This is a genomic window from Variovorax sp. DAIF25, from assembly GCF_050711835.1.
Taxonomy (GTDB): Bacteria; Pseudomonadota; Gammaproteobacteria; order Burkholderiales; family Burkholderiaceae_C; genus Variovorax.
The window spans coordinates 5,467,420-5,489,321 of record NZ_CP136636.1 but is presented as its reverse complement, the minus strand read 5'-3'; the positions used below and the strand labels follow the sequence as shown (position 1 = coordinate 5,489,321).

The window sequence follows — 21,902 nt, the reverse complement described above, 5'->3', positions numbered from 1 at the left end:
GCGGGTCGCGCGTATCGCGCAGACCGAATCTTCCTCACCCCATGTCCACATCCCGAAAACTGTCCGATCGACGCGCCGGCCTCACGCCGGCGCAGCAAGCCCTGCTGGCGAGCCGCCTGAAGGGGCTGCCGGCATCCGAAGCGCGAGAGCCGGCGCTGGTCCCGAGCACCGACGCCGCGGACCGCGCGATGCTGTCCTTCGCGCAGCGCCGCCAGTGGTTCCTCTGGAAGCTGGACCCCGCCAGCACCGCGTATCACATCGCGGAAGGATTGCGCCTCGAGGGTGCGCTCGATGTCGATGCGCTGAGGACGGCGTTCCAGGCGCTGGTGGCGCGCCACGAGTCGCTGCGCACGGTGTTCAGGGCCGGCGATGACGGGCTGGCCGAGCAGGTGGTGCTGCCCAGTCTCGTGCTGGAGATTCCGCTCGTCGACCTGAGCGGCGCCCCCGAGGCGCTGCGCGCCGGGCTGGCCGGTGAGGCCGCGCGCGGCGTGAGCCGGGAGCCTTTCGATCTGCTGCGCGGCCCCCTGCTGCGCCTGAGCGTGATCCGAGAGAGCGAACAGGCGCACATGCTGGTGGTGGTGATGCACCACATCGTGTCGGACGGCTGGTCGATGCAGATCCTGGTCGACGAGTTCGTGGCGCAGTACCGTGCCATCGCCGAGGGCGACGTCGCGCCCGGCCTGTCGCCGCTGCCGGTGCAGTACGCCGACTACGCCGCGTGGCAGCGGCGCTGGCTGGAGGCGGGCGAGCGCGAGCGGCAGCTCGCCTATTGGCGCGAGCAACTGGGCGCCGAGCAACCGGTGCTGCAGCTTCCGGTCGACCATCCGAGAAAGTCCGAGGGCGGCTATGTCGCGGCCAGCCATGTCGTCGAACTGCCGGCCGCGCTGGCGCAGGCGCTGCGGCGCCAGACGCAGGAGCGCGGCACCACGCCGTTCATGCTGCTGCTCGCCGCCTTCCAGGCGCTGCTGCACCGCTACACCGGGCAGGAGGACATCCGCGTGGGCGTGCCGGTGGCCAACCGCAACCGGTCCGAGACCGAGGGCGTCATCGGCTTCTTCGTCAACACGCAGGTGCTGCGCGCGCGGGTCCATGGCCGCATGCCGTTCGCCCAATTGCTCGCGGGTGTCCGCGAGGCGGCGCTCGGCGCGCAGGCGCACCAGGATTTGCCTTTCGAGCAGTTGGTCGAAGCCCTGCAGCCCGAGCGCAGCATGGGCCATTCGCCGCTGTTCCAGGTGATGTTCAACTACCTGCGCGGCGGCTACGAAGCGTTGCGCACGCTGCCGGGCCTGCGGATGGAGGGCTGCCCGCTCGGCGAGAAGGCCGCGCAGTTCGAACTGACGCTCACGGCCATCGAGGATTCGAAGGGAGGGATCAAGGCCGTCTTCGGCTACGCGCGCGAGCTGTTCGAACCCGGCACCGTCGTGCGCATGGCCGGGCACTACCTGGCACTGCTGCAGGCACTGGCCGATGCGCCCGGGCAGGCGGTGGGCGACGTGCCGCTGCACGACGAGCCGGTGCGCCCCGGGGCGCCGCAGCGCGGCCTCAACGTGCTGCGCTTCGCGAACGCGCAACCCGTGCACCGGCTGATCGAGCAACAGGTCCGCTCGAATCCCGAGGCCGTGGCATTGGTGTGCGGCGCGGAGTCGCTGACCTACGCGCAGCTGAATGAGCGCGCCAACCGGCTCGCGCACCGGCTGATCGCCTCGGGCGCGGGGCCCGAGACCCAGGTCGGCATCGTGATGGAGCGCAATGCCGGCATGGTGGCGAGCGTCCTGGCCGTGCTCAAGTCGGGCGCGGCGTACGTGCCGCTGGACCCGGAGCATCCGCAGGACAGGCTGGCCTACATGGCGAGCGACAGCGGCCTGTCGCTGCTGTTGACGCAGGACAGCCTGAGGGCGCGCATCGCGGTCGACGCGGCCTTCCGCGTGCTGTCCGTCGACGCGCTCGATCTGTCGAACGAGCCGGTGCACGATCCCGATGTGCCGCTGCATGCCGAGCACCTCGCCTACGTCATCTACACCTCCGGTTCCACGGGCAAGCCCAAGGGCGTGATGGTGCGCCACGAGGCGCTGTCCCACTTCATCCGCAGCATGCAGGCCGCGCCGGGCATGACGCAGAAGGATGTGCTGGTGGCCGTGACCTCGCTGTCCTTCGACATCGCGGCGCTGGAGCTGTACCTGCCACTGAGCTGCGGTGCGCGCATCGTGCTGGCTTCGCAGGAAACGGTGCGCGACGGCCGTGCGCTGGCGCGACTGGTGGAAGACAGCGGCGCGACCGTCGTGCAGTCGACGCCCGCAGGCTGGCGGCTGCTGCGCGCGGCGGGCTGGCCGTCGGCACCCTTGCGCGGGTTCAAGGGCCTGTGCGGCGGCGAGGCGCTGCAACCCGACCTGGCCGACGACCTGCACGGCCTGGGCGTCGAACTCTGGAACATGTACGGCCCGACTGAAACCACCATCTGGTCCAGCGCGCAGCGCGTGGCGGATGGCCATCCCGGCATCGGCGAAGCCATCGCCGCGACGCAGCTGCGCGTGCTCGACGCCGGGCTGCGGCCGGTGCCACGTGGCGTGGCGGGCGAGCTCTACATCGGCGGCGTGGGGCTGGCGCGCGGTTACCTGCATCGCGCGGGCCTGAGCGCCGAGCGCTTTCTCGCGGATCCGTTCGACGAGACGGGTGGCAGGCTCTACCGCACCGGCGACCTCGTGCGTTGGAGCGTCGACGGCCGGCTGCACTACCTGAGCCGGGTCGATCACCAGATCAAGATCCGCGGCTTCCGCATCGAGCTCGGCGAGGTCGAGGCCCAACTGCTGGCGCAGCCGGAAGTGCGCGAGGCCGTGGCGGTGGCGAAGGAGGGGGCGGGCGGCGCACGGCTGCTGGCCTACGTGTCGCCACGGTCCGGGCAGGACGTGGACGCCGCTGGCCTGCGAATGCGGCTGGCGCAGGTGCTGCCCGAATACATGGTGCCCGCGGCCATCGCCGTGCTGCCGGCACTGCCGCTGAATGTGAATGGCAAGGTCGACCGCAAGCAGCTGCCCGAGCTGGCGCAGGGCACGCAACAGGTCTACGAAGCACCGCAAGGCGATGTGGAACAGGCGCTCGCGGCCATCTGGGCGCAGGTGCTGGGCCTCGACAGGGTGGGGCGGCACGACAGTTTCTTCGACCTCGGCGGCCATTCGTTGCTGGCGGTCCAGATGGTGGCGCGCGTCCAGTCCGCGATGCGGGCCGACATCGCCATCCAGGACGTATTCCGCCACCCGGTCCTCAAGGACGTGGCGTCGCGCACCGGAGCTTCGGCCCTCCAGGGAGGCGCCGACGACGCGCTTTCGGCCGTCGACTCCTTCATCGACAGTTTGGGAGAGGTTTGATGAGCAGCAGCAGCAACAACAGCAACACGACGACGCAACGCATCGCCGAGCGCTTTGCGCAGTTGTCCGCGCAGCAACGCCGCGCGGTGTTCCAGAAGATCCGGGCTGAAGGCCTGGGCATCGGGCAGTTCCCCATCGTGGCCGGCAGCGCCATGCCGGACGAGGCGCGAACGCTGTCGTACGCGCAACGCCGCCAGTGGTTCCTTTGGAAGCTCGATGCGGCGAGCACGGCCTATCACATCTGCGGCGGCCTGCGGCTGCGCGGCGCGCTCGACATCGACGCGCTGGATGCCGCATTCCAGGCCCTGGTGGCGCGCCATGCGTCGTTACGCACGGTCTTCGCGCCCACGGACGACGGCCTGGCCGAGCAGGTGGTCATGCCGGCGTCGGTACTGGATATTCCGCGGGTCGACCTGAGCGCCATCGAAGGCGCCGAGCGTCGCGAAGCGCTGGCGGCGGAAGAAGCCGGCCGCGTGAACGGCCAGCCCTTCGACCTCACGCGCGGCCCGCTGCTGCGCGTGAGTGTGATCCGCCTGGACGCGAACGAGCACGTGCTGGTCGTGGTGATGCATCACATCGTCTCGGACGGCTGGTCGATGCAGATCCTCGTCGATGAGTTCATGGCGCTGTACGCCGCCGGCGTGCAGGGGAGGGAGTCCGCCCTGCCGGTGCTGCCCGTGGGATATGCCGACTACGCGACCTGGCAACGCCACTGGATGGAGGCCGGCGAGCGCGACAGGCAGCTCGACTACTGGCGCGAGCAGCTCGGCACCGAGCACCCGGTGCTTCAACTGCCCACCGACCATCCGCGCAAGGCCGAGGGCAGCTACCGGGCCGCGCACCATGGCCTGGTGGTGCCGGCGGCGCTGGCGCTGCGCCTGCAGCAGCGCGCACAGGCGCAAGGCGCATCGCTCTTCATGGCGCTGCTCGCGGGCTTTCAGGCCCTGCTGCATCGCCATGCGGCGCAGGACGACATTCGCGTGGGCGTGCCCGTGGCCAACCGCCACCGCGTGGAAACCGAAGGCGTGGTCGGCTTTTTCGTCAACACGCAGGTGCTGCGCAATCGTATCGACGCGCGCATGCCGCTGCGCCAGGTGCTCGAGCAGGCGGTGCAGGCCGCGCTCGGCGCGCAAGCGCACCAGGATCTGCCCTTCGAGCAACTGGTCGAAGCACTGCAGCCCGAACGCAGCATGAGCCATGGCCCGCTGTTCCAGGTGATGCTGAACTTCCAGCGCGACGCCAAGGGTGGCGGGCTGCAGGCCGCGCAACCGCTGCCCGGGCTTTCGGCGAAGACATATGCGCTGGGCGGGCAGGCCGCGCAGTTCGAGCTGACGCTCGATGCCGTGCAGGACGAGGCCGGCGAACTGCGGCTGAAGTTCGTCTATGCGAGCGAACTGTTCGACCGGGAGACCATCGCGCGCATGGGCGCGCACTACCTTGCGCTGCTCGAGGCGCTGGCGGACGATCCGGCGCGCGCCGTGGGCGACGTGCACCTGCTGTCCGACGCCGAGGCTTCGGAGCTGGAGCGCTGGAGCGGCGTGCGACAACCGGGCGAGGGGGCTCGCGCGCGGCCGCTGCACACGATGATCGAGGCGCAGTCGTTGCTGCGCCCGGGTGCGCAGGCGGTGGTGTATGAGGATGAGTCGCTGAGCTACGGCGAGCTGAACGCGAGGGCGAACCGCCTTGCGCACCGGCTGATCGCACTGGGGGTGAAGCCCGAGAGCCGGGTGGGCCTGGCGGTGGAGCGTTCGCTGGAGATGGTGGTGGGGCTGCTGGCGATCCTGAAGGCCGGTGGAGCGTACGTGCCGCTGGACCCGAAGTACCCGCCCGAGCGCCTGGCGTACATGGTCGAGGACAGCGCGATCTCGCTGCTGCTGACCCACAGCGGCGTGCGCGATTGCATCGAGGCTCGCGAGGGCCTGCGCGTGCTCGAACTCGACACGCTGGACGTGTCCGGCGAGCCGGCGACCAATCCCGGGGTGGCGGTGCACGCCGACAACCTGGCCTACGTGATCTACACCTCCGGCTCGACGGGGCGGCCCAAGGGCGCGCAGCTGTGCCACCGCAACGTCGCGCGCCTGCTGGGTGCGACAGAGCCGTGGTTCGGCTTCGGTCCCGAGGACGTGTGGACGCTGTTCCACTCCTACGCCTTCGACTTCTCGGTGTGGGAGATCTTCGGTGCGCTGTGCACGGGCGGGCGGCTGGTGGTGGTGCCGTACTGGGTGAGCCGTTCGCCGGACGACTTCCTGGCGCTGTTGCGCAGCCAGAAGGTCACGGTGCTCAACCAGACGCCCTCGGCCTTCGGCCAACTCGTTCACGCACCGTCGCTGGACGCGGGCGAGCGCCTGGCGCTGCGCTGCGTGATCTTCGGCGGCGAGGCACTGGAGCCCGAGAGCCTGCGGCCCTGGATGGAGCGCTACGGCGACGCGAGCCCGCGGCTGATCAACATGTACGGCATCACCGAGACCACGGTGCACGTGACCTACCGGCCGATCACGCGGGCGGACCTTCGGGAGGGGCAGCGCAGTCCCGTGGGCATCGCCATTCCCGACCTGGGCATGCATGTGCTGGACGGCGAGCTCAACCGGCTGCCGGTGGGCGTGGCGGGCGAGCTGTACGTGGCGGGCGGGGGGCTGGCGCGCGGCTACGGCAACCGGGCGGGGCTGAGCGCGGAGCGCTTCATCGCGGACCCGTTCGGGCGGCAGGGCGAGCGGCTGTACCGCACGGGAGACCTGGTGCGCTGGCGCAACGACGGCCAGCTGGAGTACCTGGGGCGCATCGACCACCAGGTGAAGATCCGGGGCTTCCGCATCGAGCTGGGGGAGATCGAGGGGCAGTTGCTGGGCCAGGCGGGGGTGCGCGAGGCGATCGTGCTGGCCAGGGAGGGGGTGGGCGGTGCGCGGCTGGCGGCGTATGTGTCGCCGCAGGCGGGGCAGGAGCTGGATGCGGACGAGCTGAAGGCGGGCCTGGGGGCGGTGCTGCCGGAGTACATGGTGCCGGCGGCGTGGGTGGTGATGGCGCAGGGGCTGCCGCTGAATGCGAACGGGAAGGTGGACCGCAAGGCGCTGCCGGAGCCCGAGCGCGCGGGTACGCAGGCGTACGAGGCGCCGCGGGGGGAGACGGAGGAGGCGCTGGCGGCGGTGTGGGCGCAGGTGCTGGGCGTGGAGCGCGTGGGACGCGGGGACAACTTCTTCGAGCTCGGCGGGCATTCGCTGCTGGCGATTCAGTTGCTCGAGCGGATCCGGCGCCAGGGCTGGAGCGTCGAGGTGCGCACCCTGTTCCAGAAGCCCAGGCTGGCCGAATTCGCGCAGGCGCTCGCTCCCGCCGGCAGCGGCGGTGCCGAGGCCGCGCCGCAGGTCATCGCTTCCGAGAGCCGCATTCCCGAGGGCTGCCGCGCCATCGAGCCCGGCATGCTCGCGTTGATCGAGCTCCTGCCCGAACACCTGCGCAGCATCGAGGCCAGCGTGCCGGGCGGTGCGGCCAACATCCAGGACATCTATCCGCTCGCGCCGCTGCAGGAAGGCATCCTGTTCCACCACCTGATGCAGACCGAGGGCGACGTCTACGTCAATTCCTTCCTGCTGAGCTTCGACAGCGAGGCAAGGCTCGCGGGCTTTGTCGCGAGCCTCGACGAAGTCGTTGCACGCCACGACATCCTGCGTACCGCGGTGCTGTGGGAGGGCCTGCCGGAACCGGTGCAGGTGGTGTACCGGCGGGCCGGGTTGCAGGTGCAGTGGCTCGAGGGCGGTGGCGAGGGTGCGGGCGACGTCGCGGCGCGCCTCGAGGCCCATGTCGATCCCGCGCACTATCGCATCGACGTGCGCCGCGCGCCGATGCTGCGCGCCATTGCCGCGCACGACCCGGCCAACGACCGCTGGCTGCTCCAGGTGCCCAGCCACCATCTGGCGCTGGACCATGCTTCGGAAGAGGTGCTGGTGGAGGAGATCGCGTTGATCCTCCAGGGGCGGCGCGACGCCCTGTCGCCGTCCGTTCCGTTCCGCCGCTTCGTGGCCCAGGCGCGCTTCGGCGCGAGCCCGGCCGAGGCGGAGAAATTCTTCGGCGCCATGCTCGGCGACGTGACCGAGCCCACGGCACCGTTCGACCTGCTCGACGTGCGTGGCAACGGCAGCGAGCTGACCGAGGCCCGCCTGCTGCTCGACGCCGACCTGACGGAGGAATTGCGGCGGCAGGCTCGCAGGACGGGTGTGAGCGCCGCCACGCTGTTCCATCTGGCATGGGCGCTGGTGCTGGCCAAGACCACGGGCAGGGACGACGTGGTGTTCGGCACCGTGCTGTTCGGCCGCATGCAGGGCGGCGAGGGTGCCGAGCGCGCGCTGGGCATGTTCATCAACACGCTGCCGCTGCGCGTACGCCTGGGCACGCGGGGCGTGGCCGACTGCGTGCGCGAAACCCATGCCGCGCTGACCGGCCTGCTGCACCACGAGCATGCGCACCTGTCGCTGGCGCAGCGATGCAGCGGCCTGCCCAAGGGTACGCCGCTGTTCTCGACGCTGCTCAACTACCGCCACATCGCGCACCGCGAAATCGACGCGAGCCATGAGGCCGCCTGGAGCGGCATCGACAACCTGGGCTTCAAGGAGTCCTCGAACTACCCGTTCGCGATGTCGGTGAACGATCGCGCGGATGGCTTCGAACTGATCGCGCAGGTCGACGCCTCGGTCGGCGCGCAGCGCGTGTGCGACTACATGCAGGCCGCGGTGCGCCGCGTGATCGAGGGACTGGTGTCCGGTTCGGCGCGGCCCGCGGCGGGCTTCGACCTGCTCACCGCATCGGAGCGCGAATGCCTCGGCGCCTGGGGCGCGAACATCCCGGCCTGGCCCGATGCCGAGCCCGTGCACCGGCTGGTGGAGCGGCAAGCCGCGCTGCGGCCGGACGCGACGGCACTCATCTTCGGCGAACTGCAACTGAGCTACGCCGCGCTGAACGCACAGGCCAACCGTCTGGCGCACCGGCTGGTCGCGCTGGGGGTCGAGCCCGAGACGAAGGTCGGCCTTGCCGTGCGGCGCTCGCCCGACATGGTCGTCGCGCTGCTGGCCATCCTGAAGGCCGGTGGCGCCTACGTGCCGCTGGATCCGACCTATCCATTGGACCGCCTGGCCTACATGGTGGAGGACAGCGGCATCGGCCTGCTGCTGACCAACAGCGAGGCGGGCCGGAAGATTCCGGCGCCGCGCAAGCTGGCACTCGACGCGCTCGACCTGGCCGCGGAGCCGTCGCACGACCCGGGCGTGCCGGTGCACGGCGAACATCTGGCCTACGTGATCTACACCTCCGGCTCCACCGGCAAGCCCAAGGGCGTGGCCGTGGCGCACGGGCCGCTGTCGATGCACGTGCAGTCCATCGGCGAGGCCTACGGCATGACGCCGGACGACCGCGAGCTGCAGTTCGCCTCCATCAGCTTCGACGGCGCGCACGAGCGCACCTGGGTTCCGCTGGTCTTCGGCAGCGCGCTGATGCCGCGCGACGAGGAGGTGTGGTCGGTCGAGCGCACCTGCGCCGAGATCGAGCGGCACGGCATCACCATCGCCTGCTTCACGCCGAGCTACCTGCACCAGATCGCCGAGCTGATGGGGGAGTCGGCGAGCGCGCTGCCCATCCGTTCGTACACGGTGGGTGGCGAGGCGATGCCGCGCACCAGCCTCGAGCTCGTGCAGAAGGTGCTGAAGCCGCGTCGCGTCATCAACGGCTACGGCCCGACCGAGACCGTCATCACGCCGATGATCGCGAAAGCCGAGGACGGCACCGGTTTCGACAGCGCCTACATGCCCATCGGGCGGCTGGTCGGCGACCGCACAGCGTACGTGCTGGACGCGGGCCTGTCCCTGGTGCCGCCGGGCGTGGCCGGCGAACTCTACCTGGGTGGCGAGGGCCTCGCGCGCGGCTACCTCAACCGTGCCGGCCTGAGTGCGGAGCGTTTCGTGGCGGACCCGTTCGCCGACAAGGGCGGGCGGCTCTACCGCACCGGCGACCTCGTGCGCTGGGGGGTGGATGGACAGATGGAGTATCTGGGCCGCATCGACCACCAGGTGAAGATCCGAGGCTTCCGCATCGAGCTGGGCGAGGTCGAGGCGCAGCTTCTCGCGCAGCCCGAAGTTCAGGAGGCCGTGGTCGTGGCGCGCAAGGGTGCGAGCGGCGCACGGCTGGTGGGTTACGTGGCCCCACTGCCGGGCGAGGTGATCGACGCGCGGATCCTGCGCGAACGGCTGGGACAGGTGTTGCCCGACTACATGGTGCCGGTCGCGATCGTCGTCATGGATGCGCTGCCGCTCAACGGCGCGGGCAAGGTCGACCGCGCGGCGTTGCCGGAGCCGACTTTCCCGGGGGCGGACCAGCACGAGGATGCGCAAGGCGATGTCGAGCAGATGCTGGCCGGGATCTGGGCGGCCGTGCTCGGCGTGCCTCGGGTGGGGCGCGGCGACAACTTCTTCGAGCTGGGTGGCGATTCGATCCTGAGCCTGCAGATCGTCGCGCGCGCGCGGCAGGCGGGGTGGAAGCTCACGCCGCGCCAGCTGTTCGAGCGGCAGACCGTGGCGCAACTCGCGACGGTGGCCGAACCCGTGGCGGCATCGGGCCCGCACGGTCGCGCGCCGGCCGAAGGGGCCGTGCCGCTGCTGCCGATCCAGGCGGCGTTCTTCGCGCAGGCGATGCCTTCGCGCCACTGGAACCAGGCCGTGCTGCTGCAAAGCCGCGAGCCGCTGGATCCGGCCTCGCTGGAGCAAGCCCTGGCCGCGCTGGTGCGCCACCACGACAGCTTGCGCCTGCGCTTCACGCAGGAGGCCGGGGGTGCATGGCGCCAGGCCTATGCGCCCTTGTCCGAATGCGAAACGCAGACCGTGCTGTGGGTGCGGAAAGCCCGCGATGCGGCGGAGATCGAACGTCTGTGCGACGAGGCGCAGCGCAGCCTGGACATCGGGCAGGGCCCGTTGATCCGCGCGCTGGCCATCGAAACCCCGGATGGCGGCTGGCGCCTGTTGCTGGCGATCCATCACCTGGCGGTCGACGGCGTGTCGTGGCGCATCCTGCTGGAAGACCTGCAGACGGCCTACGCGCAGTGCCGCGCCGGCGAACCCGTGGTGCTGCCGGCGAAGACCAGCAGCTACAAGGAGATGGCGCTCGCGCTGCAGGTCTATGCGGCGGCGCATGACGAGGAGCTTGCGTTCTGGCGCTCGCTGGCCGGGACACCGGTCGCGTTGCCCTGTGCCGACCCCGAGGCGGGCAATCGCACGGCCGACATGGAGAGCATCGAATTGCGGCTCGACCGCGTCCGGACTCAGGCGCTGTTGAAGGATGCGCCGGCGGCCTATCGCACGCAGGTCAACGACCTGTTGTTGACGGCGCTCGGCCGTGCGCTGTGCGCATGGAGCGGTCACGCCTCGGTGCTGATCGACCTCGAAGGACACGGCCGCGAAGACCTCTTCGATCCGGTCGACCTGTCGCGCACGGTGGGCTGGTTCACCAGCCTGTTCCCGGTGGCGATCGAGCCGCTGGGCGAGCCCGGCGAGGCGATCCGCCGCGTCAAGGAGAGCCTGCGCCAAGTCCCGAACAAGGGATTGGGCTACGGCATCTTCAGGCACATGGGCAGCAATGCGCAGCAGCAGGCCCTGCAGGCGGTGCCGCGCGCGCAGGTCGTCTTCAACTACCTGGGGCAGTTCGACGGCAGCTTCGACGAGCAGGCGCCGTGGGTGCCGGCCGCGGAGTCGGCCGGTGCCTCGGTCGACGAAGCCGTGCCGCGCGAACACGAGTTCTCGGTGAACGGGCAGGTCTACGACGGCGAGCTGGCGCTGAGCGTGAGCTTCAGCCGCGCGCGGCACGCGCGCGAGGCGGTGCAGGCATGGGTGCAACGGTTCCAGTCGGAGCTGGAGGACCTGATTGCGCATTGCACCAGCGGAGTTTCCGGCGTCACGCCTTCGGACTTTCCGTTGGCGGGAATCGGCCAGGCGGAACTCGACCGGTTGCCGATGCCGCGCGAAGACCTCGCGGACCTCTATCCCCTGTCTCCGATGCAGGCGGGCATGCTGTTCCAGAGCTTCTACGAACCCGAGGGCACGGCCTACCTGACGCAGCTGCGCGTGGACCTCGACGGTCTCGACGCGCAGCGCTTTCGGGCCGCGTGGGAAGCGGTGTTTCCGCGCCATGAGGTGCTGCGCACCGGCTTCCTGCCGCAGGAACGCCGTCCGCTGCAATGGGTGAGCCGCCATGCGGCGTTGCCTTGGCGCGAGCACGATTGGAGCGACCGTCGAGCGCCGGGCGAGGCGCTCGGCGCGCTGGCCGAGGCCGAGATGTCGCAGCGTTTCGACCTGGCCCGACCGCCGTTGATGCGGCTGTTGCTGGTGCGCACCGGCCCGTCGCAACATCATTTCATCTGGACGGTGCATCACCTGCTGCTCGACGGCTGGAGCACGTCCCAGCTCATGGGCGAGGTGCTGCGCCACTATGGCCGGCAGCCATTGCCCGCGATCGCCGGCCGCTATCGCGATTACATCGGCTGGCTGCAGGCGCAGAGCGCCGGGGCCAGCGAGAGCTACTGGCGCGGCGAACTGCGGCATGTCGAAGGTCCCACGCGCCTGGCCGACGCGCTGCCCCGGAGCACGACGGCGGCCGGCCACGGCAGCGTCCACCACGGCTTCGATGCCGAGGCGACGCGGCGGCTCGCCGAGTTCGCCAAACGCGAGCGGGTCACGATGAACACGCTGGTGCAGGCGGCCTGGGCCTTGCTGTTGCAGCGCTACACCGGCCAGCGGACCGTGACCTTCGGCTCCACGGTGGCGGGGCGTCCCGGCGAGCTGGCCGGCTCGGAGCGGATGCTGGGCCTGTTCATCAACACGCTGCCGGTGATCTGCACGCCGCGCGTGGCGCAGAGCGTGGGCGACTGGCTGCGCGCGCTGCAGGCCCGGAACCTGGAGGCGCGGGAGCACGAGCACACGCCGCTCTACGAGATTCAGCGCTGGGTGGATCAGAGCGGACCCGGCCTGTTCGACACGATCCTGGTGTTCGAGAACTACCCTGTCGACCAGGCCATGCGGGAGGCGCTGCCGGACGGCGTCGCGGCCACCGTGGTCGCGCAGCGCGACGAGACCCACTATCCGTTGACCGTGATGGTCGAGGTGGCGCAGACGTTGATGCTGCAGTTCGACTACCACCGTGCGCTGATCGGCGACGGGGCCGTGGCGGACATCGCGCGGCATCTGGCGCGACTGCTCGAGGCCTTGACGCTGGACGCCGGCCGCACGTTGCACGCCCTCGAGATGCTGGAGCCCGCGCAGCAGCGCCAGCTCGCGCAGTGGGGCACGAACCCCGAGCATCACGGCCTGGGAGAGAGCGCGCACAGGCAGTTCGAGCAGTGGGCGGCGCGGCAGCCCGATGCGCTGGCGCTGGTCCACGGCGAAGCCCAATGGACCTATGGCGAACTGAACGGCAAGGCCAACCGCCTCGCGCATCATCTGCGAAGCCTCGGCGTGGGGCCCGATGTCCGGGTCGGCCTTGCCGTGGAGCGTTCCGCGGACATGATCGTCGGGCTGCTGGGCATCCTCAAGGCCGGTGGAGCCTACGTCCCGCTGGACCCTGAGTACCCTGCGGACCGGCTGGCCTACATGGTCAAGGACAGTGCCATCTCGCTACTGCTCACCCAGCGCCGTCTCGTGCAGCGCATGGCGAGGGCCGCCACGGGCGGCCAGGCGCTCGACGTTCTCGAGATCGACACGCTCGACCTGGAAGGCCAGCCCGCGCACGACCCCCAGGTCGCCCTGCATGGGCATCATCTGGCCTACGTCATCTACACCTCCGGCTCCACGGGCCGGCCGAAGGGCATCGGCATCGCGCACACCGCGCTGGCCGAGCACGGCCGCGTGGCCATGGGGCTGTTCGGACTCGGCCCGCGCGACCGGATGCTGCAGTTCTCGACCATCAATTTCGACGGTTTCGTCGAGCAGGTCTTTCCGCCGCTGATGGCTGGCGCGGCCATCGTGCTGCGCGGTCCGGTGCTGTGGGACAGCGAAACCTTTTACCGAGAGCTCATCGCGCGCCGCATCAGCATCGCGGATCTGCCCACGGCCTACTGGAGCCTGCTGGTGCAGGACTTTGCGCGGCACGGCCCGCGCGACTACGGCGACCTGCGTCAGATACAAGCCGGCGGCGAAGCGATGCCGACCGAAGGCGTCAAGGCGTGGCGCGAGGCCGGCATGGGCCATATCAGGCTGTTGAATACCTACGGTCCCACCGAGGCGGTGGTCAGCGCCACGGGCCATGACTGCAGCGCGTATCTCGCGGGCGACGAGGCCCTGCCGGCGCAGATGCCCATCGGCCAGCCGTTGGGCGGGCGCCAGCTCCATGTGCTGGACGCGGAACTGCGGTGCGTGCCGCCTGGCGTGGCGGGGGAGCTCTATATCGGCGGAGAGCTGCTGGCCCGCGGCTACCACGGCCGCCCGGCATTGACTGCCGAACGCTTCGTGGCCGATCCGTTCGGCGGACCGGACGGCACGGCCGCGGCGGGCGGGCGCCTGTACCGCACCGGCGACATCGCGCGCTGGAATGTGCGCGGCGACCTCGAATACCTGGGGCGCGTGGACCACCAGGTGAAGGTGCGGGGCTTCCGCATCGAGCTCGGTGAGATCGAGGCGGGCCTGCTGGCGCAGCCCGGTGTGCGCGAGGCGGTGGTGGTGGCGCTCGAGGGGCCGGCGGGCGCGCGGCTCGTCGGCTACGTGGCCGGCGAAACGTCGGGTGCGGGTGCCCTCGACCCGCAGCAAATCCGGTCCGCGCTCGCGAGCGCATTGCCGGACTACATGGTGCCCGGCGCGATCGTGGTGCTTGCCGCCCTGCCGCTGAACCCCAACGGCAAGGTGGAGCGCAAGGCGCTGCCGCCGCTGGAAACAACGGTGGGCGAGGACGTCCATGAGCCGCCGCAGGGCGCCATGGAGGAGGCGTTTGCCGATATCTGGCGCGATGTGCTGGGCGTGGCACGTGTTGGCCGTGGAGACAGCTTCTTCGAACTCGGGGGGCATTCGCTGCTGGCCATCCAGGTGCTGGAACGCATGCGCCGGCAAGGCTGGCGCGTGGATGTGCGGACCCTGTTCCAGAACCCGAGGCTGGCGGACTTCGCAGCGGCCGTGGCCGAGGCGCAGGCGGCGGCGCCGAGCGAGATCGCGGTGCCTCCGAATGGCATTCCCGCGGGCTGTACGGCCATCCGCTCCGACATGCTCCCGCTGGTGACGCTCGACGCCGAGCGGATCCGGCGCATCGAGGCGACCGTGGCGGGCGGCGCGGCGAACATCCAGGACATCTACCCGCTGGCGCCCCTGCAGGAGGGGATTCTGTTTCACCACCTTCTGCAATCCGAGGGCGATGCCTACGTCACGCTGTGCCTGCTGGCCTTCGACAGCGAGACGCGGCTCACGCAGTTCATCGAGAGCTTCAACCAGGTCATCGCGCGGCACGACATCCTGCGCACGGCGGTGCTGTGGGAGCAGCTCGACGAACCGGTGCAGGTGGTCTGCCGGGAAGCCCGCCTGCAATTGCAGTGGCTGCATGAGGTCGAGGACGCCGCGCTGGCGCAAGGCGGCGTGGTCGAGCGCCTCCAGGCCTGCGTCGATCCACGCCGCTACCGGATCGACGTGCGCCAAGCACCCATGGTCCGCGCCATTGCCGCGCATGACCCCGAGGGCGATCGCTGGGTGCTGCAGCTGCCGTGCCATCACCTGGTGCTGGACCACACGACGGTGGAACTGATCATCGAGGAGATCGCGTTGATCCAGCAGGGCCGGCAAGACGAGCTGGCCAGGCCGGTACCGTTCCGCCGCTACGTGGCGCAGGCCCGCCTGGGCCTGGGACGTGCCGAGCACGAGGCCTTCTTCTCGAAGATGCTGGCCGACGTCGAGGAGCCGACGGCCCCCTTCAACATCCTCGACGTGCAGGGGGACGGCACCTCGGTGGAGGAACTGCGCGTGCCGTTGGTGGCGGAGCTGTCGGCGCAGATCCGGCGCCAGGCGCAGCGGCACGGAGTCGGTGCCGCCGCGCTCTTCCATCTGGCCTGGGCGCTGGTGCTGGCCCGGACCACGGGCAGGGACGACGTGGTGTTCGGCACCGTGCTGTTCGGCCGCATGCACGGCGGCGAGGGCGCCGAGCGCGCGCTCGGCATGTTCATCAACACCCTGCCCGTGCGCGTGCGCATGCGCTCGCGGAGCGTGCTCGGCAGCCTGAAGGAAACTCACGAGGCCCTGACCGGCCTGATGCACCACGAGCATGCGAGCCTCTCGCTGGCACAGCGCTGCAGTGCGCTGTCGGGCGGTGCGCCTCTGTTCTCGGCGCTGCTGAACTATCGCCACACGCCACGCGCGGAGCCGGACACCGGCGAGGTGAAGGGATGGGACGGCGTCGAGGTGCTCGGCGCCGAGGAACGGACCAACTATCCGTTCGCGATGAACGTGGACGATCTGGGCAACGGCTTCGAGCTGGTCGGCCAGGCCGTACGGCCGCTTGGCGCGCAGCGCCTGTGCGACTACATGCATGCCGCTCTGCAAGGACTCGTCGAGGCATTGCTTCACCAGCCGGAGCAACGCGTGCTGGCACTCGATGTGCTGAGCGCGCGGGAGCATGCGCAGCTGCAGGGCCAGGCGCCGCTGCGCATCGCCGACACGGTCGCGGTGCATCGGATGATCGAGGCGCAGTCGCTGTTGCGCCCGGGTGCGCAGGCGGTGGTGTATGAGAATGAGTCGCTGAGCTACGGCGAGCTGAACGCGAGGGCGAACCGCCTTGCGCACCGGCTGATCGCACTGGGGGTGAGGCCCGAGAGCCGGGTGGGCCTGGCGGTGGAGCGTTCGCTGGAGATGGTGGTGGGGCTGCTGGCGATCCTGAAGGCCGGTGGAGCGTACGTGCCGCTGGACCCGAAGTACCCGCCCGAGCGCCTGGCGTACATGGTCGAGGACAGCGCGATCTCGCTGCTGCTGACCCACAGCGGCGTGCGCGATTGCATCGAGGCTCGCGAGGGCCTGCGCATGCTCGAACTCGACACGCTGGACGTGTCCGGCGAGCCGGCGACCAATCCCGGGGTGGCGGTGCACGCCGACAACCTGGCCTACGTGATCTACACCTCCGGCTCGACGGGGCGGCCCAAGGGCGCGCAGCTGTGCCACCGCAACGTCGCGCGCCTGCTGGGCGCGACAGAGCCGTGGTTCGGCTTCGGTCCCGAGGACGTGTGGACGCTGTTCCACTCCTACGCCTTCGACTTCTCGGTGTGGGAGATCTTCGGTGCGCTGTGCACGGGCGGGCGGCTGGTGGTGGTGCCGTACTGGGTGAGCCGTTCGCCGGACGACTTCCTGGCGCTGTTGCGCAGCCAGAAGGTCACGGTGCTCAACCAGACGCCCTCGGCCTTCGGGCAGCTCGTTCACGCACCGTCGCTGGACACGGGCGAGCGCCTGGCGCTGCGCTGCGTGATCTTCGGCGGCGAGGCACTGGAGCCCGAGAGCCTGCGGCCCTGGATGGAGCGCTACGGCGACGCGAGCCCGCGGCTGATCAACATGTACGGCATCACCGAGACCACGGTGCACGTGACCTACCGGCCGATCACGCGGGCGGACCTTCGGGAGGGGCAGCGCAGTCCCGTGGGCATCGCCATTCCCGACCTGGGCATGCATGTGCTGGACGGCGAGCTCAACCGGCTGCCGGTGGGCGTGGCGGGCGAGCTGTACGTGGCGGGCGGGGGGCTGGCGCGCGGCTACGGCAACCGGGCGGGGCTGAGCGCGGAGCGCTTCATCGCGGACCCGTTCGGGCGGCAGGGCGAGCGGCTGTACCGCACGGGAGACCTGGTGCGCTGGCGCAACGACGGCCAGCTGGAGTACCTGGGGCGCATCGACCACCAGGTGAAGATCCGGGGTTTCCGCATCGAGCTGGGGGAGATCGAGGGGCAGTTGCTGGGCCAGGCGGGGGTGCGCGAGGCGATCGTGCTGGCCAGGGAGGGGGTGGGCGGTGCGCGGCTGGTGGCGTATGTGTCGCCGCAGGCGGGGCAGGAGCTGGATGCGGACGAGCTGAAGGCGGGCCTGGGGGCGGTGCTGCCGGAGTACATGGTGCCGGCGGCGTGGGTGGTGATGGCGCAGGGGCTGCCGCTGAATGCGAACGGGAAGGTGGACCGCAAGGCGCTGCCGGAGCCCGAGCGCGCGGGTACGCAGGCGTACGAGGCGCCGCGGGGGGAGACGGAGGAGGCGCTGGCGGCGGTGTGGGCGCAGGTGCTGGGTGTGGAGCGCGTGGGGCGCGGGGACAACTTCTTCGAGCTCGGCGGCGATTCCATCCTGAGCCTGCAGATCGTCACGCGGGCGCAACGTGTCGGCCTGGGGCTTACGCCGCGACAGTTGTTCGAGCGCCAAACGGTCGCTCGCCTTGCCGAAGTGGCCGTGGCGATGCCGGAGACGACGGCCGCCGGCGACGAGGCTCCGGTCGCGCGCGGCAGGCTCCAGGATTTCCTGGACCCGCGAATGCTGAGGGACCTGCCGTTCGATGCCGACACGGTCGAGGATGTCTACCCGCTGGCGCCGACACAGGAAGGCATGTTCTTCCATTCAATGGAGGCACAGGGCTCGGGCCTCTACGTGAACCAGCTCAGCGTGGAGGTCGGCCATATCGACGCCGAACGCTTCGAGCAGGCCTGGCAGGCCATGGTCGAGCGCCATGCCATGCTGCGCACCTGCTTCCTCTGGCAGGCGGGCATGAAGCGGCCGCTGCAGCTCGTGTTGCGACAGGCCACGGCACGGCTCACGCGCCTCGATTGGCGCGGCGCGGCCGATGTCCGGGAGCGACTGGCGGCGCACGAGGAGCAGGAACTGGTACAGCCCATCGACTGGCTGCGGCCTCCGCTGGCGCGCGTCAGCCTCATCCGGCTGGACGACCAGCGTCATCAACTGGTGTGGACCCACCATCACATCCTTTCCGACGGATGGACCGACTCTCGCCTGATGGGCGAGTGGCTGCAGCACTACGCGGGGGAGACGCCGTCGGCGGCGTTGCCGCTCTATGGTGACTATGTGCGCTGGTTGCAGCGTCAGGACGCCAGCCTGGCGGAGGACTTCTGGAAATCGGAACTCGCGCGCCATGACGGCCCGACGCTGCTGGCGGACCCGAACCGCGATGCCGGTGGGCGCGAGGGCTACGAGAAGATCTACACGCGCATCGGCGCGGAGGAGACGGCGAGCCTGCAGCGCTTCGCGCAGCGCGAGCGCGTGACCATGAACACGCTCGTGCAAGCGGCCTGGGCGTTGCTCCTGCAGCGCCATACCGAGCGCGAGGATGTGATCTTCGGCGCCACCGTGGCCGGACGCCCGGCCAGCCTGCACGGTGCCGAAGACATGATGGGCCTGTTCATCAACACCATACCGATCGGGGTCACGCCGCTTGCGAAGCAGAGTGTGGGTGACTACCTGCGCGCGGTGCAGGAAAAGAATCTGCGCGCGCGGGACTATGAGCATTCGGCGCTGGCCGATGTCCAGCGCTGGACCGGCTCGGCCGGCCGGCCGCTGTTCGACAGCATCATCGTGTTCGAGAACTTCCCCATCGACGCGGCCATGAAGCAACTCGATCGCTTCGGCCTGGAATTCGGCAGCGCGTCCAGCGGCGGTCTGACCGGCTATGCGATGGACTTGCAGGTCACGGTGGGCGATGCGCTGGAGATCGAGTATTGCTACGCACGGCAGTCCTTCGACGACGCCACCGTGCAGGCACAGCGTCAGCAGATGGAGCATCTGCTGCGCCGCATGGCGACCGGTGCCTCGCGCCCGGTGGGTGAACTGGGCTGGCTGGACTCCTCGCTGGAGACGGCGGTGCTGGCGCTCGGACGTACCGAAGCGCTCGATGCGCCGGCCGAGCGCGGCATGGTGCATCGCCTGATCGAACGGCAGGCACGCGAGCGTCCCGAGGCGATCGCCTTGCTGCTGGGCGACGACGAGATGAGCTACGCCCAGCTCAATGCACGAGCCAACCGACTCGCGCATCACCTGGTCGGCCTCGGCGTGGGGCCGGACCGGCTGGTGGCCGTGGCGTTGGAGCGATCGCTCGACACGATCGTTGCCCTGCTGGCGGTGCTGAAAGCCGGCGGCGCCTATGTGCCGCTGGACCCGGCCTATCCCGCCGACCGGCTGGCGTTCATGCTGCAGGACAGCGGTGCCACGTTGCTGATCACGCAGAACAGCGTGCAGCCGCGCCTGCCGCAGACCGCCGTGCCGCAGCTCCTGCTCGAGGGCCTGGCCATCGAGGCGCTGAACGCCGCCGATCCTGCGACCACCGTGGACGTCGACAACCTTGCCTATGTGATCTACACCTCGGGCTCGACCGGCATGCCCAAGGGGGTGGCCGTGACGCACGGGCCGCTGGCGATGCATTGCCTGGCGACGGCGCAGATATACGGCCTCGCTTCGCATTCGTGCGAACTGCACTTCATGTCCTTCTCGTTCGACGGAGCGCATGAGCGCTGGCTGACGCCGCTGTGCGTGGGGGCCGGCCTGGCGTTGCGGGACAACGAACTGTGGACGGCGGAGCAGACCTACGAGGCCTTGCACCGCTACGGCGTCACGACCGCCGCCTTCCCGCCGGCCTACCTGAATCAGATCGCCGACTGGGCCGCGCCGCGCGACGATGCGCCTCCCGTGGAGCTCTACGTGTTCGGTGGCGAGGCCATGCCGAAGGCCGCGTACGACAAGGTGCGCCTGCACCTGAAGCCGCAGATGCTCATCAACGGCTATGGGCCGACGGAGACGGTGGTGACGCCACTGATCTGGCGAGCCGAAGCCAGCCGGACCTTCGAGTGCGCCTACGCGCCGATCGGCCGGCCCGTGGGCGAGCGCACGGCCTATGTGCTGGACGCGGACATGCAGCCGGTTCCGGAGGGCGTGGCCGGTGAGCTCTACATCGGTGGCTATGGCCTCGCGCGGGGTTATCTCGGCCGCAGCGCACTGACGGCGGAACGCTTCGTGGCCGATCCCTTCGGCCCGGCCGGCAGCCGCCTGTACCGCACCGGAGACCTGGTGCGCTGGATGGGCGACGGCAACGTCGAGTACATCGGCCGGGTCGACAACCAGGTCAAGGTGCGCGGCTTCCGCATCGAGCTGGGCGAGATCGAAGCGAGGCTGCTCTCCATTCCCGGCGTTCGCGAGGCGGCGGTGGTCACCCACGACGGGGCTGCGGGGCGGCAGCTCGTTGGCTACGTGGTGGCGCAGGAGGGCGACATTCCGCCGCAATGGGCAGCGCGGATCCGGCAACTGCTCGGCGAGAGTCTTCCCGAGTACATGGTGCCGGGGCATGTGGTCGTGCTCGCCAGCCTGCCGCGGCTCGTGAGCGGCAAGCTCGACCGGCGCGCGCTGCCGGCGCCCGAGGCGGGTGACGCGAACCGTGTCCATGTACCGCCGTCCACTCCGCAGGCGCGGCAGCTTGCCGAGATCTGGCAGCAGGTTCTGGGCGTGGCTCAGGTCGGCGAAACCGACAACTTCTTCGAGCTGGGAGGCGACTCGCTGCTGAGCTTGAAGGTCATTGCGCAGACACGGCGCCTGCGCGATCCGAAGCTCGACTTCAAGCTGCGCGACCTGATGCGCTGGCCGACCATCGCCGGCCTGCTGCGCTCGGTCGCGACCGAGCCGGCACGTCCCGAGACCGGCCTGGTGGCGCTGAATGGAGAGGCGGCGGGAACGGCGCCGTTGTTCTGCATCCATGCGGGCATGGGCACGATCTTCGATTACCGCCCGCTCGCAAGTCATCTCCAGGGCCGCCGCACGGTCTACGGGCTGCCGTGTCGCTCCCTCACCGACGCGGCGCACCGCGATGTGTCGATCGCACAGATGGCGCAGGACTACTGCCGGATGGTCAGGCAGGTGCAGCCCGAAGGGCCGGTTCACCTGCTCGGCTGGTCATTGGGCGGTACGCTGGCCGCCGCGATGGCCGCGGAGTTCGAGGCGCAGGGGCAGGAGGTCGGCTTCCTGGGGCTGGTCGATCCGCACGTGCAGGTCGACCGCGCGAAGGAGGCCGGTGGCGAGCGGGATGGCCAGCGGGATTTCGCCGATTTCGTCGCGACGGTCCTGTCCGAGTTTCGCCCCGTCGAGCCGGTGGTCGAAGCGAACGGGCTCGGCGCGATGGGCGAGGAAGCCGTGGCCGCGGCGCTCGAGCGCGTGCTGGCGCTGGTGAAGGAGGAGCGCGCTGCCAGGACCGGCGAGGTCGGCTACGCGGCCCTTGGCAGCCAGGAACTCGCGCGCATCTTCACCGTGGCCCGGCACCTGAAGAGCCTCGCGCTGCGGGCCGACGAACTTTCGGCGCTGCGGTGCGCGTCGCACTGCTGGTGGATCACCGGGCGTGCGCCATCCGAGCGCGCGGCATTGACGCGGCAACTGGGTCGCGTGCCGGTCGAGTGTCACGAGTTGGCGCTGGGCCATTTCGAGATCGTTCGCAGCGAGGCGTTGCTGGAGGGCGTCGACGTGGCGTTGCAGGCGGCTCGGCGGCCTGCGGCGAACGAAGTGTCGGCCTGACGGCGATCGACCGGATGCCGCAGGGGCCTCGCAG

The 21,902-nt window shown here is 70.2% G+C and carries 2 protein-coding genes; both read left to right on the top strand.

Going from position 1 to position 21,902, the window contains the following annotated elements:
- Positions 1-41 precede the first annotated feature (41 nt).
- Complete coding sequence (locus tag R0232_RS25285) at positions 42-3,362, top strand: amino acid adenylation domain-containing protein (RefSeq protein ID WP_431509837.1); 3,321 nt, start codon at positions 42-44, stop codon at positions 3,360-3,362.
- Complete coding sequence (locus R0232_RS25280) at positions 3,362-21,868, top strand: non-ribosomal peptide synthase/polyketide synthase (RefSeq protein WP_431509836.1); 18,507 nt, start codon at positions 3,362-3,364, stop codon at positions 21,866-21,868. Before R0232_RS25285 ends, R0232_RS25280 begins: the two co-directional genes overlap by 1 nt.
- The last annotated feature ends 34 nt before the right edge of the window (positions 21,869-21,902 follow it).

What these genes read in the sequence shown, in the direction of transcription:
- R0232_RS25280 (WP_431509836.1), top strand. Translation starts at nt 3,362, where the DNA reads ATGAGCAGCAGCAGCAACAACAGCAACACGACGACGCAACGCATCGCC.
- R0232_RS25285 (WP_431509837.1), top strand. Translation starts at nt 42, where the DNA reads ATGTCCACATCCCGAAAACTGTCCGATCGACGCGCCGGCCTCACGCCG.